14 protein-coding genes and 1 tRNA gene are annotated in these 14,475 nt (G+C 58.2%); 13 read left to right on the top strand and 2 right to left on the bottom strand.

What is annotated here, in order from left to right:
• Positions 1 to 3: 3 nt before the first annotated feature.
• Positions 4 to 2,190 (bottom strand): excinuclease ABC subunit UvrB, encoded by a 2,187-nt coding sequence (uvrB, locus tag AC2FFA_RS20605; protein WP_496853083.1) that lies wholly within the window; start codon positions 2,188 to 2,190, stop codon positions 4 to 6.
• A gap of 14 nt (positions 2,191 to 2,204) precedes the next feature.
• The gene (locus AC2FFA_RS20600) at positions 2,205 to 2,462 is read right to left on the bottom strand and encodes a hypothetical protein (RefSeq protein WP_496853082.1); all 258 of its coding nucleotides are present in this window, start codon (positions 2,460 to 2,462) and stop codon (positions 2,205 to 2,207) included.
• 158 nt (positions 2,463 to 2,620) lie between these two features.
• On the opposite strand from AC2FFA_RS20600, the gene AC2FFA_RS20595 reads away from it, so the two are divergent.
• The 13 genes from AC2FFA_RS20595 to AC2FFA_RS20535 all read left to right on the top strand — a co-directional run bounded on the left by AC2FFA_RS20595 (position 2,621) and on the right by AC2FFA_RS20535 (position 14,472).
• Positions 2,621 to 2,932, top strand: a complete 312-nt coding sequence (locus AC2FFA_RS20595) for an ETC complex I subunit (RefSeq protein WP_496853081.1) — start codon at positions 2,621 to 2,623, stop codon at positions 2,930 to 2,932.
• The gene (locus tag AC2FFA_RS20590; RefSeq protein ID WP_496853080.1) at positions 2,933 to 3,409 is read left to right on the top strand and encodes a GNAT family N-acetyltransferase; all 477 of its coding nucleotides are present in this window, start codon (positions 2,933 to 2,935) and stop codon (positions 3,407 to 3,409) included.
• A 21-nt stretch (positions 3,410 to 3,430) separates the two neighbouring features.
• Positions 3,431 to 3,507, top strand: a tRNA-Arg gene (locus AC2FFA_RS20585).
• A gap of 379 nt (positions 3,508 to 3,886) precedes the next feature.
• On the top strand, positions 3,887 to 4,900 hold the full coding sequence (iolG, locus tag AC2FFA_RS20580) for an inositol 2-dehydrogenase (protein ID WP_496853079.1): 1,014 nt from the start codon (positions 3,887 to 3,889) through the stop codon (positions 4,898 to 4,900).
• Between the two features lie 124 nt (positions 4,901 to 5,024).
• Positions 5,025 to 5,945 (top strand): sugar ABC transporter substrate-binding protein, encoded by a 921-nt coding sequence (locus AC2FFA_RS20575; protein WP_299901403.1) that lies wholly within the window; start codon positions 5,025 to 5,027, stop codon positions 5,943 to 5,945.
• A 69-nt stretch (positions 5,946 to 6,014) separates the two neighbouring features.
• On the top strand, positions 6,015 to 7,121 hold the full coding sequence (locus tag AC2FFA_RS20570; protein ID WP_117872288.1) for an ABC transporter permease: 1,107 nt from the start codon (positions 6,015 to 6,017) through the stop codon (positions 7,119 to 7,121).
• A 1-nt stretch (position 7,122) separates the two neighbouring features.
• A complete protein-coding gene (locus AC2FFA_RS20565) occupies positions 7,123 to 7,944 on the top strand; it encodes an ATP-binding cassette domain-containing protein (protein WP_117872290.1) in 822 nt (273 codons plus the stop codon).
• 152 nt (positions 7,945 to 8,096) lie between these two features.
• Entirely contained in the window at positions 8,097 to 9,929 is a 1,833-nt protein-coding gene (gene iolD / locus AC2FFA_RS20560; RefSeq protein WP_496853078.1) for a 3D-(3,5/4)-trihydroxycyclohexane-1,2-dione acylhydrolase (decyclizing), read from the top strand.
• On the top strand, positions 9,926 to 10,825 hold the full coding sequence (gene iolE / locus AC2FFA_RS20555) for a myo-inosose-2 dehydratase (protein WP_299901411.1): 900 nt from the start codon (positions 9,926 to 9,928) through the stop codon (positions 10,823 to 10,825). Before iolD ends, iolE begins: the two co-directional genes overlap by 4 nt.
• A gap of 48 nt (positions 10,826 to 10,873) precedes the next feature.
• Positions 10,874 to 12,055 (top strand): phytanoyl-CoA dioxygenase family protein, encoded by a 1,182-nt coding sequence (locus tag AC2FFA_RS20550; protein ID WP_299901414.1) that lies wholly within the window; start codon positions 10,874 to 10,876, stop codon positions 12,053 to 12,055.
• Between the two features lie 48 nt (positions 12,056 to 12,103).
• Positions 12,104 to 12,910 carry a 5-deoxy-glucuronate isomerase gene (gene iolB / locus AC2FFA_RS20545; RefSeq protein ID WP_496853077.1) on the top strand — a complete coding sequence of 269 codons (807 nt, stop codon included), beginning with the start codon at positions 12,104 to 12,106 and terminating at the stop codon, positions 12,908 to 12,910.
• A complete protein-coding gene (locus AC2FFA_RS20540; RefSeq protein ID WP_496853076.1) occupies positions 12,907 to 13,665 on the top strand; it encodes an SDR family NAD(P)-dependent oxidoreductase in 759 nt (252 codons plus the stop codon). The genes iolB and AC2FFA_RS20540 overlap by 4 nt, the downstream gene beginning before the upstream one ends.
• A 27-nt stretch (positions 13,666 to 13,692) precedes the next feature.
• Positions 13,693 to 14,472, top strand: a complete 780-nt coding sequence (locus AC2FFA_RS20535; protein WP_496853075.1) for a TIM barrel protein — start codon at positions 13,693 to 13,695, stop codon at positions 14,470 to 14,472.
• Positions 14,473 to 14,475: the final 3 nt, after the last annotated feature.

Raw genomic sequence — 14,475 nt, 5'->3', positions numbered from 1 at the left:
GACTTACCGTCTCTTCCGCTTCACATTCCCACCCCGCTGCCCCGGCCGACCAGCCGTTGACCGTCCGCGCGATTTCACTGCGTCTTCCGAGGCTTTCTCGACCGCCCATTGACGCGCCATGGGGTCGTCGGCGACGGCCAGATCGACCGCTTCCAGACGTTTGATTTCATCCCGGATGTTGGCGGCCTCTTCGAATTCAAGATTCTCGGCAGCTTTGCGCATCTTGTCGCGCAGCCCGTCCAGATGAGCCTCAAGATTGGCGCCGTGCATCGGTTTGTCGATGGTGGCGGTGACGCGGTTCATGTCGACGTCGCCCTGATAAAGCCCGGCCAGAACATCCTCGACATTCTTTTGTACGGTTGCGGGGGTGATGCCGTGTTCTTCGTTATAGGCGACCTGCTTGGCACGTCGACGGTTGGTTTCGCCCAAAGCACGCTCCATCGAACCGGTGATCTTGTCGGCATACATAATCACCCGGCCATCGGCATTCCGCGCAGCGCGACCGATGGTCTGGATCAGCGAGGTCTCAGACCGCAGAAAGCCTTCTTTATCCGCGTCAAGAATGGCGACCAGCCCGCATTCGGGGATGTCGAGCCCCTCGCGCAGCAGGTTGATCCCGATCAGCACGTCGAAGGCCCCCAGACGCAGGTCGCGCAAGATCTCAATGCGTTCCAACGTGTCGATATCCGAGTGCATGTAGCGGACTTTGATGCCCTGTTCGTGCAGGTATTCGGTCAGGTCCTCGGCCATGCGTTTGGTCAACGTTGTGACCAGCGTGCGGTATCCGTCGGCAGCGACCTTGCGCACCTCGTCCAACAGATCGTCCACCTGCATGGACACAGGGCGGATTTCGACCTCGGGGTCCAAGAGGCCAGTGGGGCGGATCACCTGTTCGGTGAAGACGCCGCCGGTCTGCTCAATCTCCCACTTCGCCGGGGTGGCCGAAACAAAGACGGATTGTGGGCGCATGGCGTCCCATTCCTCGAACTTGAGGGGTCGGTTGTCCATGCAGGACGGCAGGCGGAACCCGTGTTCGGCCAGCGTGAACTTGCGCCGATAGTCGCCGCGATACATGCCACCGATCTGCGGCACACTGACGTGGGATTCGTCGGCAAACACGATGGCGTTGTCGGGGATAAATTCGAACAGGGTCGGGGGCGGTTCACCCGGTGCGCGGCCCGTCAGATAACGCGAGTAGTTTTCGATGCCGTTGCAGACGCCGGTGGCCTCGAGCATTTCCAGATCGAAATTGGTGCGCTGTTCCAGCCGTTGGGCTTCCAGCAGTTTGCCCTCGCCCACCAGTTGGTCGAGGCGCGTGCGCAGTTCCTTTTTGATGCCGATGATCGCCTGCTGCATCGTGGGTTTCGGCGTCACGTAGTGGGAATTGGCGTAGACGCGCACCTGCTCCATCGTTGCGGCGCGTTCGCCGGTCAGCGGGTCGAACTCGGTGATACTTTCAAGCTCCTCTCCGAAGAACGAGAATTTCCAGGCGCGGTCCTCAAGGTGGGCGGGCCAGATTTCCAGTGAGTCGCCGCGCACCCGGAACGACCCGCGTTGAAACGCCTGATCGTTGCGGCGGTATTGCTGGGCCACCAGATCGGCCATCACCTGCCGCTGGTCGTATTCGTTTCCGAGCTTCAGATCCTGCGTCATCGCCCCGTAGGTCTCGACCGAGCCGATACCGTAGATGCACGAGACCGAGGCCACGATGATCACGTCGTCGCGTTCCAGCAGCGCCCGCGTAGCCGAGTGGCGCATCCGGTCGATCTGTTCGTTGATCTGGGATTCTTTCTCGATATACGTATCCGACCGCGCGACATAGGCCTCGGGCTGGTAGTAGTCGTAGTAGGAGACGAAGTATTCGACCGAGTTTTCCGGGAAAAACCCCTTGAACTCACCATAAAGCTGCGCCGCCAGTGTCTTGTTGGGTGCGAGGATGATCGCCGGGCGTTGGGTTTCCTCGATCACCTTGGCCATGGTGAAGGTTTTGCCCGTACCGGTCGCCCCCAACAGAACCTGATCACGCTCCCCATCCAGAATACCGCCTGCGAGCTCCTTGATCGCGGTTGGCTGGTCTCCAGCGGGGGCGAACTCCGTATGCATGACAAACTGTTTGCCGCCTTCCAGTTTCAGGCGGGCCCGAACATCTTCGGTTGTCATTTGGGTCTTGTCGGAATGGGCGTATGGCATGGGCAGGCTCCGGATCAGGCTCCTACATTTGTTCTTATTTTGTCCAACTGCAAGGGCTGATCCGGTACAAATCTCCCAGTTTTGATACTAGGCAGATACGCATCCGGATCGTGATCCGAACCAATCTTACCGGCCAACGCGGCAAGCTCGCTGTCGAGAGCCTTCGTCATCATCGGTTTGACGGCGATCACGGCATGGGCTTCGGTCGAGGGCATCGCCAAGATGTTCCCGGGGTTTGCGTCGACGTCCATAGTGCGTTCGCGATGGATCATCTGTTTTATCCTTCGGCTGATTTTTCGAAGATCATAGTTGGTCCTGATGACAGTTTCTGGCATTGGCGGGCTTCGGTGATCCGCGACAATTGTTGTCTTGTCCCGGGCTGCGCTCTGACGCATAAACAGGGTCAGCCAAGTGAGTACGGAGAGGCGACATGCGCGCACGGATTTACCAGCCTGCAAGGAATGCGATGACCTCGGGGATGGCCAAAACCCGCAAATGGGTTCTGGAATATGCCCCTGCTTCGGCACGTGAGGTTGATCCGCTGATGGGCTGGACGTCATCCAATGACACGCAAACCCAGATACTTCTGAAATTCGACACCAAGAAAGAGGCGATTGATTACGCTCGCGACAATGGTATCGACGCGCAGGTCAGCGAGCCGCACAAGCGCAAACCCAACCTGCGTGCACGGGGCTACGGGGAAAACTTCGCCACCGACCGGCGTGTGCCCTGGACACACTGAATGATCGAAATTCGCGAGGCCGACCCGACTTCGGACGTGTTGCGCCCGGTTGTCGAAGCGCATTTCGCCCACAGCGAATCAGCGGGCCCTGCGGAAAGCAACCACACGATGAGCGCCGAGTCACTGGCCGGACCGGGGATTCGATTCTGTGCGATCTACGACGGCAAGCAGGCTTTGGGCTGCGGCGCTTTGAAAGCGCTGCCCGATGGTACGGCCGAGGTGAAATCGGTGCATATCCTCGCGCAGGCGCGTGGGCGCGGACTGGCGCGCGTCATGATGATCCATCTGGCAGAACTGGCGCGTGCTGAAGGTGTCGAAGCCCTGGTTTTGGAAACCGGGGCAGAGCATCTTCCGGAGTATGATGCCGCTCGTAAACTCTATGAAGCGTTGGGCTATTCCTACTGCGGACCGATCTTTGGGTACAGCGACGATCCGAACAGCGCATTCATGCGCTTGGCTCTTGAACCCCGCGCGTAAAAACCGCAAGAAGGTTGCAGCGGTCCCTTAGCTCAACTGGATAGAGCAGCTGACTTCTAATCAGCAGGTTGAGGGTTCGAGTCCTTCAGGGATCGCCATTCTCGAACGCCAATTTCAATGAAAGCACCGGGCCGTTGGGGCCGCCGCTTTCTTGTGGCTGCTGGGTGGGGGGGAAGGGCTGGACGAGGGGGTCATGCCAGCCCTTCTTAGGGGTCACAGAGTGGTAGTGTGTTCCTTAATTAAACATTAACCTGATTCACCGTGTTCCGAAATTGGGGGATTCCCGTAGGGCGGCCAATGCGCGGATTTCAGCGTGTGGAGTGTTGCTGAAGGTTCGGGATCTGGGATCATGTCGCTGCTTTTTCGAGGGGATTTGGGGCTTTGGGAGCAAAAGCTCTGAGGTAGTGAAAAAAAATATTGCAACCGGTTGCAAAGAGAATCATTGTTGCGCGCAATAACGAGATTCGGGAGAGTTGCATGTTGAAGGTCGGATTGTTGGGCGCCGGGCGCATCGGGCGTGTTCATGCACAGGCGATTGTATCTCATCCGGGCAGCACGCTCAGTGCCGTTTCCGACGCCTTGCCCGAAGCTGCGGCGAGCCTGGCCAACGATCATGGGGTCGATGCGCGCCGCTCTGAAGAGATCCTTGCGGATCCGGAGATTGGCGCGGTTCTGATCGCAACTCCAACCAACACGCATTCTGATCTGATCGAAGCTGCGACCGGCGCAGGCAAGGCTGTTCTGTGCGAAAAGCCTGTTGATCTGAACCTTCAGCGTGCCACGGATTGCCTGAACACTGTCTCGGGACGAGGCAAGCCGGTAATGATTGGATTTAATCGGCGATTCGATCCCAATTTCGCGTCCTTGAAGGCGGGGTTGGACGCGGGTGAAATTGGTAAGGCGGAATTGCTTTCAATCACCTCGTTTGACCCAGCACCACCGCCGGTAAGCTACGTAAAAGTGTCTGGTGGGTTGTTTCGAGACATGATGATTCATGATTTTGACATGGCAAACTACCTGATGGGGGAGGTTCCCGATACCATCTCGGCAGTTGGATCTTCGCTTGTGGACGCCGAGATTGGCGCTGCAGGAGATGTGGACACAGCCGTAGTTACAATGTCCTACGCGGATGGCCGGATTGCAGTCATCAAAAATTCACGGCGCGCGGCCTATGGCTATGACCAGCGGGTCGAGTTGTTGGGTTCTGGGGGGTTGCTGCAGGCTCGGAATGTACTGGAAAACACAGTCGTAAAATCAACGGCAGACGGTGTTGTGGGCGCCAAACCAACCTATTTCTTCCTGGAGCGCTACATGCCTGCGTACCGCGTGGAATGGGCCGCATTCGTCGAAGCTGTTGAAGGCGGATCCGACGTTCCGGTGACATTGAAAGATGGTGTTGCGGCACTGGCGATGGCCGAGGCTGCAACCGTGTCAGCGCAGACAGGAAAACCGGTTCGAATGGAAGAAATTTTGAAACCGGTTGCAAAATGATCGAAATTCTTCAAACTTACGCCAGCTCGGCCCAGCGCCGTAGCCACGGAGATTCGGCACAGCCGGATGATTGGGGCCGGTACCCCAACAGAAGATCAGACTGAACCAATGGGAGGAAACTGAAATGAAGAAATTCGTTAAAGGCGCGCTTGCTGCGGGGGCACTGGCCTTGGCCACGCCCGCGTTTGCACAAGAAATCGTGGTCGTGTCGCATGGCCAGGCAAACGACGCATTCTGGAACGTCGTGAAAAACGGTGTCGAGCAGGCCGGTAAAGATGTCGGTGTGAACGTGGAATATCGTGCGCCTGAAACCTTTGACATGGTGGCCATGTCGCAGCTGATCGACGCCGCCGTGAACCAGGAACCCGACGGGCTGATCGTTTCGATCCCGGATGCGGACGCGCTTGGCCCCTCAATCGAGCGCGCGGTTGCCGCCGGTATCCCGGTGATCTCGATCAACTCGGGCGCGGAAGTGGCCAAGGAACTGGGTGCTCTGCTGCACGTAGGTCAGGACGAATACGATGCAGGGAAAGCAGCTGGTGAAGAACTGGCGTCGATGGGTGGCTCCAATGCGATCTGTGTCAACCACGAGGTTGGCAACGTGTCACTTGACCTGCGCTGCGAAGGCTTCACCGAAGGGTTTGGCGGTAAGGTAACCGTTCTGCCGACCTCGAACGATCCGTCCGAGATCGAGTCCAAGGTTGCTGCCGCGCTGGCTTCTGACGAAAGCGTCGATACCGTTATGGCTCTGGGCGCAAGCTCGGCCGGCGAGCCATCTGTCGCTGCTGCCAAAGCGTCGGGGCGGGATGTGAATGTTGCCTCGTTCGACCTGTCGGCCAACTTCCTGCAGTCAATCGTTGATGGCGATGCGGCCTTTGCCATCGACCAGCAGCAGTACCTTCAGGGTTATCTGTCCGTGAACTTCATGGGTCTGCACGCCAAGTACGGCCTGATGCCGGGCGGCGACGTGCCTTCGGGTCCGAACCTGATCACTCAGGAAAAGGCCGCTCAGGTCATCGAACTGTCCGCACAGGGCATCCGCTGACTTCGGCGCGATCCGGCAAACAACAGGATCGGCGCCAGCGCGCCGGTCTCACCGAATTGGGAGGAAACCATGAGTGAATCAGCGCCCGTCCTGTCGGACGAAAGGGTCAAGAAAGAACCATTCCTAGCCAAACTAATGAAACGACCCGAGTTGGGTGCCATTGCCGGTGCTGTTCTGGTTTTCCTATTCTTTGCGATTACCGCAGATGAATCGATGTTCACCCTTGCTGGTGTTATGAACTTCATGACCCCTGCGGCGCAGTTGGGCATCCTGGCTATCGGCGCCGCACTACTGATGATTGGCGGAGAGTTCGACTTGTCAATCGGATCGATGGTTGCGTTCTCGGGGCTGTTTTTCGGCGTCTGTGTCGTGACCTGGCAATTGCCACTGATCTTCGCCATCCCAATGACATTCGTATTCGCGGCCTGTGTTGGTGCGATCAATGGCAATATCGTGATCCGTTCGGGCCTGCCATCGTTCATTGTAACGCTGGCGTTTTTGTTCATCCTTCGTGGCCTGTCACTGGTCGGCCTGAAAATGGCAACAGGCGGTTCGACCCAGTTGCGCGGAGTACGCGATGCGGTCGAAAACGACTGGCTGGCTCCTTTCTTTTCGGGCGAAGCATTCGGCAGCCTGTTCGCATGGCTGGCCGCCAACGGCATGATAGATACATTCAAAAGCGGCGCGCCCAAGGTCCCGGGAATTCCCGTCGAAATCCTGTGGTTCATTTTCATTACACTGGCGGCAACCTACGTACTGTTGCGCACCCCGGTCGGGAACTGGATTTTCGCCTCGGGTGGTGACAGCACAGCTGCATCCAACTCAGGTGTTCCGGTGAGCCGCGTCAAGGTTTCACTGTTCATGCTGACGGCCTGCTGTGCCGCTCTGGTGGCCATCATAACCGTCATGGACGCAGGCTCGACCGATGCGCGGCGGGGGTTCCAGAAAGAATTTGAGGCGATTATCGCCGCGGTGATCGGCGGCTGCCTGCTGACTGGCGGATATGGCTCGGCCATCGGTGCCTTCTTCGGCTCGATCATCTTTGGTATGGTCGTCATCGGCCTGACCTATACCGACTTTGATCAGGATTGGTTCCAGGTTTTCCTGGGCGCCATGCTGTTGATTGCCGTTCTGTTCAACAACGCGATCCGTAAGCGCGTAACCGGGGAGCGCTGATATGACCGAAGACACCAAGTTCCACCATGGCGATGCCGTCGGCGATCAGGCGCCCATCGTACAGATGAAAGACATCGAAAAACACTTTGGCAATATCATCGCGCTCGCTGGTGTCAGCTTTGACGTCAAACCCGGTGAATGCCATTGCCTGCTGGGCGATAACGGTGCGGGAAAGTCCACCTTCATCAAGACCATGTCCGGGGTACACAAGCCCACCAAGGGCGAGATCATGTTCGAAGGCAAGCCGCTTCACTTCGACACGCCGCGCGATGCCATGGAAGCGGGCATTGCAACCGTGTTTCAGGATCTTGCGATGATCCCGCTGATGAGCGTGACGCGCAATTTCTTCATGGGGCGTGAACCTACCAAGGGTAAGGGGCTGCTCAAGCGGTTCGATGTGGATCATGCAAACGACGTCTGCATGGAAGAGATGCGCAAGATGGGCATCAATCTGCGCGGACCGGATCAGGCTGTCGGTACATTGTCAGGTGGTGAACGTCAGACTGTCGCCATCGCGCGGGCGGTGTATTTCGGCGCCAAGATCCTGATCCTGGACGAACCGACCTCGGCGCTTGGTGTGCGTCAGACGTCGAATGTTCTTGCCACAATCGACCGGGTGCGCAGCCAGGGTGTCGGCGTGGTTTTCATCAGCCACAACGTGCGCCATGCGCTGGCGGTGGGCGATCGTTTTACCGTGCTGAACCGTGGCAAAACACTGGGTACGGCCACGCGCGGCGAAATCACACCGGAACAGCTGCAGGATCTGATGGCCGGCGGTCAGGAAATGGCCGAGCTTGAGGGATCGCTGGGCGGTACTGTTTAAAACAAAATATCCGGATGTCCCCACGGGGGCATCCATCGGGCGGTGGCACCTGACGTCACTCTGTTTTCAGGCTCTGGTAAAAGGCCTGACACCTTCGCAAATGAGACAACCCGCGGACCGCCAACAGCGGCTCCGAGTTGAAAGGGATCATGATGAGCAAAACAGTCCGATTGACCGCGGCGCAGGCTCTGGTGCGCTATCTCGGGACGCAGATGAACGAGGCCGGAGAGCCTTTTATCGCAGGTGTGTGGGCGATTTTTGGCCATGGCAACGTGGCTGGTCTGGGTGAGGCACTGCATGGCGTGAGAGACAGTCTTCCGACCTATCGCGGTCACAACGAACAGACCATGGCACATAGCGCGATTGCTTTTGCCAAGCAGTTGGGTCGGCGCCGCGCGATGGCGGTCACGTCGTCAATCGGACCAGGGGCCACCAACATGGTCACTGCGGCTGCTCTGGCCCATGTAAACCGCCTGCCTGTTTTATTGCTGCCTGGCGATGTGTTTGCGACGCGTGGCCCCGACCCGGTTTTGCAGCAGCCCGAAGTGTTCTCGGATGGAACCATCAGTGCGAATGACTGTTTCAGACCGGTCAGCCGGTATTTCGACCGCATCACCCGCCCGGAACACCTGCTGACGGCTCTGCCACGCGCCTTCCGCACGATGACGGACCCGGCGGATTGCGGCCCGGCGACGCTGGCCTTTTGTCAGGATGTGCAGGCCGAAGCTTATGACTATCCCGAAAGCTTCTTTGAGCCACGCGTCTGGTATCAGCGCCGCATTCGCCCGGATGAGGGTGAACTGGCCCGTGCCGTTGCCGCGATCAAGGCCGCCAAGCGTCCCGTTATCGTTGCAGGCGGAGGTGTGCATTATTCGGACGCAACCGCCGCGTTGCAGCGCTTTGCCGAAGCACACAATGTCCCGGTGGCAGAGACACAGGCCGGCAAGTCCGCATTGGCCTGGGATCATCCGCTCAACCTTGGTCCTGTTGGTGTAACCGGGGGCGAACCCGCCAATGACATCTGTGCAAAGGCGGATCTTGTGCTGGGCGTCGGCACCCGGTTTCAGGATTTCACCACCGGGTCATGGGGTTTGTTCGCGAACGCCCAGCGTGAGTTGATCAGCCTGAACACCGCCGCCTATGACGCCGAAAAGCACGGAGCGATGCCGTTGCAGGCCGACGCTCGGGTTGGTCTGGGTGAACTCAGCGAAGCGTTGGCAGACCATCGCGCGCCGGATCTGCCCGCGATATTGAAATCTGATTGGTTCGGTAAAGTTGATGCGCTGACGGATGCCCCCACCGACAGCAATGCACTGCCCACGGATATGCAGGTGATCGGCGCAGTGCAGCGGGCTGCCAATGAAAACACTGTTGCGATGTGTGCCGCCGGCACGATGCCGGGTGAGTTGCACAAGCTGTGGAAAGCGCCGCGCCCCGGTGCCTATCACATGGAATATGGTTTCAGCTGTATGGGGTATGAGATCGCCGGTGCCATGGGCATCAAGATGGCCCAGCCGGACCGCGACGTGATCTGCTTTACCGGTGACGGTACTTATATGATGGCCAACTCGGAAATGGCGACGGCGGCGATGATGGGGATCTCGTTCACCGTTGTCGTCACTGACAACCGGGGGTTTGGTTGCATCAACCGTCTGCAAATGGGGACAGGCGGGGCCGAGTTTAACAACCTTCTCGACCACACCGTACACGAAACGGCATCGGCCATCGATTTTGCCGCCCATGCGGCAGCGATGGGGGCTACTTCGGTCAAGGTCAGTTCAATTGCCGAGCTTGAAGACGCGCTGGCCAAACGCGGTGAGGTCAAAGGCCCCTATGTCGTGGTGATCGACACCGATCCCTACCCATCGACCGAATATGGCGGAACGTGGTGGGAAGTGGCGGTGCCCGAGGTCAGCGTCCGCCCTGAAGTGAATGAAAAACGTGCGGCCTATGAAACCGCCATCAAGGAAAGAAACACGAAATGAGCGTGAAGATCGGTATCTCTCCGATTGCCTGGCAGAATGACGACCTGCCGGACCTGACCGCAGCCTACACAATGGAGCAGGCGCTGAAAGAAGCGCGCGAGATCGGTTACACAGGTGTCGAACGCGGTCAGAGGATGCCCGCCGACACCGAAGGGCTGCGCGCGTATCTGGATGCCAACAACATAGCGTTGTGTGGTGGTTGGTGCTCGGGCAGCACTCTGGTCAATGACCTTGACGCCGAGATCGGCGTCGTGCGCGAACAGGTCGAACAATTCGTCGCGCTGAACAGCCCATGTATCGTTTACGCCGAGTGTTCCAATACCGTTCAGGGGCAGATCGGAACGCCTGTCAATGATCGCCCCAAACTGTCGCAGGATGAGGTACTGGCCTATGCGGGCAAGCTGACCGAACTTGCCAAGTGGATGGCAGATCAGGGCATGCCGATGGCCTATCACCATCATATGGGCACGATCATCGAAAGCGAAGATGAAGTGAACTGGCTGATGGAGGGTTCCGGCCCCGAATTGAAGCTGTGCTTCGATACGGGCCATCTGCTGTTTGGCGGCGGCGATGTGATGGCCACACTGAACCGTTGGGGCGACCGGGTTCATCACGTACATTTCAAGGATATCCGACCCGAAATCGTACAGGACACACGCGAGAACAATCGAAGTTTCCTGGATGCGGTGATCGCAGGTGCGTTTACAGTGCCGGGTGATGGTTGCATCGACTTTCAGGCCGTGGCCAATGCATTGAAAGCAATGGATTACAACGGCTGGATTGTGGTCGAGGCAGAGCAGGACCCCGCCAAGGCGCCGCCATGTGAGTACTCCAAAATGGGCTTTGACCACATTGTCGAGGTTTGTGGCAACGCAGGGTTGGAAATCACCGCTTAAATCATCGCCTTACGGGGCAACACCGAAGCCATGTGAGAGGAGCACGTCATGGTACATCAGGACCTTGGATATGTCGGCTATTTCGACCGGGAATCCTGTGATCTGGACGAATTCAAGGTGTTGACCTCTCAGAGCCTTTCGACCGAGACGGTGCCTTTTGCCGTCTCCGTCGAAAAGAACGTGCCCGTCTATGATATGCAGGCACTGCGTTCCGGTTTGGAACAGCCTGATACGCGTAGGGCCTTGCTGGCGGAATGGGGCCGGGTGCTGGGCAAATCCGCCGGTGTGATCGCCCTGAAAGGGGCGTATCCGGACACGTCGATCATTGATCGGGCGACGGAAGTATTTCGTGAAATCATCGAAGAAGAACGCCAGGGTAGCGCGGGTGAGGGCGATCACTTTGCCGCCTCGGGCGCGAATGACCGGGTGTGGAACGCGCTGCAAAAGCAATGCCTGCGCGACCCCGAGGGCTTTGCGCTCTATTTCGGGAACACGGCGATTGCTGCGGCATGTGAAGCATGGCTTGGGCCGAACTATCAGGTGACCGCTCAGATCAATCAGGTGCGCCCCGGTGGCAAGGCGCAACAGGCGCATCGGGACTATCACCTTGGGTTTCAAAACGCCGAAAGCGCGGCCCGGTATCCGGCTCATGCACATCTGGTGACGGCCTCGCTGACCTTGCAAGGGGCGGTTGCGCATTGTGACATGCCGGTGAAAAGCGGCCCGACCAAATTGTTGCCGTTCTCGCAGCTCTACCCATCGGGCTATCTGGCGTTCCACGATGAAGCGCACCGTGCGTATTTCGAAGACAGCTGTATCCAGTTGCCTCTGGAAAAGGGTGACGCGGTGTTCTTCAATCCGGCCCTGTTCCATGGAGCGGGCGAGAACAGCAGCACCGACATCAATCGCATGGCAAACCTGCTGCAAATCTCATCCCCCTTCGGTCGCGCGATGGAGATGGTTGATCGGCATTCCATGTCGCAAGCAGTGTTCCCGTCGCTTGTCGCCCTGAAACAACGTGGGGCTTTGACTTCGGGGGACCTGGATGCAGCGATTGCTGCTACCGCTGAAGGTTATCCGTTCCCGACCAATCTGGATACTGATCCACCGATTGGAGGCAACGCGCCCGACAGCCAGGCTGACATCCTTAGACGGGCCGTTTTCGAAGGATGGAAGAAGGAACAGCTATCCGAGGCTCTTTCTGCCCTGCGGGCAAGGCAAGCTGCTTGAATACAATTCAGGCGGACCCTGTGGGCCCGCCCAATAAGGAGAACAAGAATGGCAGACCTGCTGAAGAAACCGTTTGGAACCCGTGGCAAGGTACATGACATCACTCCGGCCAGCGCGGGATGGCGATATGTGGGCTTTGGCCTGTATCATCTAAAAGCAGACGACAGGGCGGCCGAGGCAACCGGGGATCGTGAGGTTATTCTTGTGATGGTCGAAGGCAAGGCAAAGATCACCGGGGCAGGCCAGGACTGGGGCATTTTGGGCGACCGGATGAACGTGTTCGAAAAGACGCCGCCGCATTGCCTGTATCTGCCCAACGGAACCGAGTGGGAGGCCGTGGCGGAAACCGACTGCGTTGTGGCCATCTGTTCGGCGCCGGGTAAGGGCGGTCGTACGGCGCGTCGGATTGGACCTGATGGCATAACCCTGACCGAACGCGGCAAAGGGGTAAATAAGCGATACATCAACAATATCGCCATGGAGAATGAGGACTACGCAGACAGCCTGCTGGTGACCGAGGTGTTCACACCAAATGGCCATTGGTCGTCCTATCCCAGTCACCGTCACGACGAGGATGATTATCCTCGCATCACATATCTGGAGGAGACCTACTACCACCGGCTCAACCCTTCCAATGGGTTCGGAATTCAGCGGGTCTATACAGATGATGGTCAGCTGGATGAGACAATGGCCCTTTCCGATGGCGATGTTGTTACTGTTCCGCGCGGCCATCACCCTTGCGGCGCGCCCTATGGATTTGAGATGTACTATCTTAACGTCATGGCCGGGCCGCTGCGAAAATGGCGGTTTGTACCAGCCCCCGAGGTTGAATGGATCATGGAGCGTGACGGATGAACAGAGATTTTGCCAATTACCCAAGCCTTGCGGGAAAAACGGTTTTTGTCACGGGCGGGGCTGGAGGAATTGGCGCTGAAACCGTTCGGGCCTTTGCCGACCAAGGGGCAAAGGTCGGCATTCTGGATCTGAATGCCGACGCCGGACTCGCGCTGCTGTCTGGCCTGGACGGTGAACACGCTTTTGTGCAGTGCGACTTGCGCGATATCGAAGTTATGCAAGAGGCGTTGGGGCAACTGGTCGAGGAGCTGGGCGCCGCGGACGTGCTGGTCAACAACGCCGCCCAGGATGATCGTCATGACTGGCGCGAAGTGACGCCGGACTACTGGGATGAGCGCATGGCGACAAATATCCGTCACATGTTCTTTGCCATTCAGGCAGTGGCGCCCGGCATGATAGCCATGCGTGCGGGTTCGATCGTCAATATCGGCTCGAATTCGTGGTGGGAGGCAGGTGCGGGTTTTCCGGCCTATGCCACCGCCAAATCCGCAGTCCATGGATTGACCCGCACCATGGCGCGTGAACTGGGCGATCATCGTATTCGCGTGAACACGGTGGTGCCTGGCTGGATCATGACCGACCGCCAGAAAGACCTGTGGGTCACGCCCGAGGCGCTGGCCAAGCAGGTGGATCGTCAATGTCTGCCGGACCCGATTGAGCCGGTCTATGTGGCGCGCATGGTCCTGTTTCTGGCCTCGGATGACGCGGCCATGTGCAGTGCGGGGAATTTCATGGTCGAAGGTGGCTCGATCTGAACCAATCTGGACAATTGGAGAGCTGACATGCCTCAACCTTTTCAACTTGCGGCATGTGCTGAAATGCTGTGGCTCGACAAACCCATGGAGTGGCGTGCCGCGCGGCTGACCGAGATGGGGTTTGGTGTTGGCCTATGGAACTGGTCGGCCTGGGATACGGTGAAACTTGAACGCGTTGGCGCGAACTATACGATCATGAATGGTTATCTTCAGGGCCGTCTTGCGGATGATTTAGGGGCTGACATGCTCCTGACATCCGCGCGTGAGACGGTACAGATTGGCAAGCGTCTTGGTGTGGATCGTCTGAACCTGCACGGCACCGGTTTGGGCGATGGTGGAATACCGCTCTGGCAGCACGACGTTGTGACCGGCGATATGTGGCTGAAAGCGCGGGACACGTTGCGCCGCATTTGTGATCTGGCGGAAGAACAGGATGTCGTTTTCACGCTGGAGAACCTGAATCTGCTGGATCATCCCGGTTGTCCTTTTGGTTCGACCAAGGATGTTCTGGCGTTGGTTTCGTCTGTGAACCACCCGAGCCTGCGCATAAATCTGGACCTCTATCACACGCAGATCGGGGAAGGCGATCTGATCCGTTGGTGCGAGAATTGCCTGCCTTGGATCGGAGAGATACAAGTGGCCGACAATCCCGGGCGGTGCCAGCCGGGAACCGGTGAGATCAACTATGCCGCCGTGGCACGGGCGCTCAATGACAGGGGGTACCGTGGACCTGTCAGCCTCGAGGCATTTGCTGCGGGCGACCCGGAAACGGCGCTTGAGGCGTTCCGGGCAGCCTTTACGATTTAGGAA

It is taken from the genome of Ruegeria sp. YTSB088 (assembly GCF_059609825.1).
This window is presented reverse-complemented; position numbering and strand designations above follow the sequence as displayed.

Bases quoted from the DNA above. Each gene is read 5' to 3' on its own strand.
- uvrB (WP_496853083.1), bottom strand. From the start codon at position 2,190: ATGCCATACGCCCATTCCGACAAGACCCAAATGACAACCGAAGATGTT.
- AC2FFA_RS20600 (WP_496853082.1), bottom strand. From the start codon at position 2,462: ATGATCCATCGCGAACGCACTATGGACGTCGACGCAAACCCCGGGAAC.
- AC2FFA_RS20595 (WP_496853081.1), top strand. From the start codon at position 2,621: ATGCGCGCACGGATTTACCAGCCTGCAAGGAATGCGATGACCTCGGGG.
- AC2FFA_RS20590 (WP_496853080.1), top strand. From the start codon at position 2,933: ATGATCGAAATTCGCGAGGCCGACCCGACTTCGGACGTGTTGCGCCCG.
- iolG (WP_496853079.1), top strand. From the start codon at position 3,887: ATGTTGAAGGTCGGATTGTTGGGCGCCGGGCGCATCGGGCGTGTTCAT.
- AC2FFA_RS20575 (WP_299901403.1), top strand. From the start codon at position 5,025: ATGAAGAAATTCGTTAAAGGCGCGCTTGCTGCGGGGGCACTGGCCTTG.
- AC2FFA_RS20570 (WP_117872288.1), top strand. From the start codon at position 6,015: ATGAGTGAATCAGCGCCCGTCCTGTCGGACGAAAGGGTCAAGAAAGAA.
- AC2FFA_RS20565 (WP_117872290.1), top strand. From the start codon at position 7,123: ATGACCGAAGACACCAAGTTCCACCATGGCGATGCCGTCGGCGATCAG.
- iolD (WP_496853078.1), top strand. From the start codon at position 8,097: ATGAGCAAAACAGTCCGATTGACCGCGGCGCAGGCTCTGGTGCGCTAT.
- iolE (WP_299901411.1), top strand. From the start codon at position 9,926: ATGAGCGTGAAGATCGGTATCTCTCCGATTGCCTGGCAGAATGACGAC.
- AC2FFA_RS20550 (WP_299901414.1), top strand. From the start codon at position 10,874: ATGGTACATCAGGACCTTGGATATGTCGGCTATTTCGACCGGGAATCC.
- iolB (WP_496853077.1), top strand. From the start codon at position 12,104: ATGGCAGACCTGCTGAAGAAACCGTTTGGAACCCGTGGCAAGGTACAT.
- AC2FFA_RS20540 (WP_496853076.1), top strand. From the start codon at position 12,907: ATGAACAGAGATTTTGCCAATTACCCAAGCCTTGCGGGAAAAACGGTT.
- AC2FFA_RS20535 (WP_496853075.1), top strand. From the start codon at position 13,693: ATGCCTCAACCTTTTCAACTTGCGGCATGTGCTGAAATGCTGTGGCTC.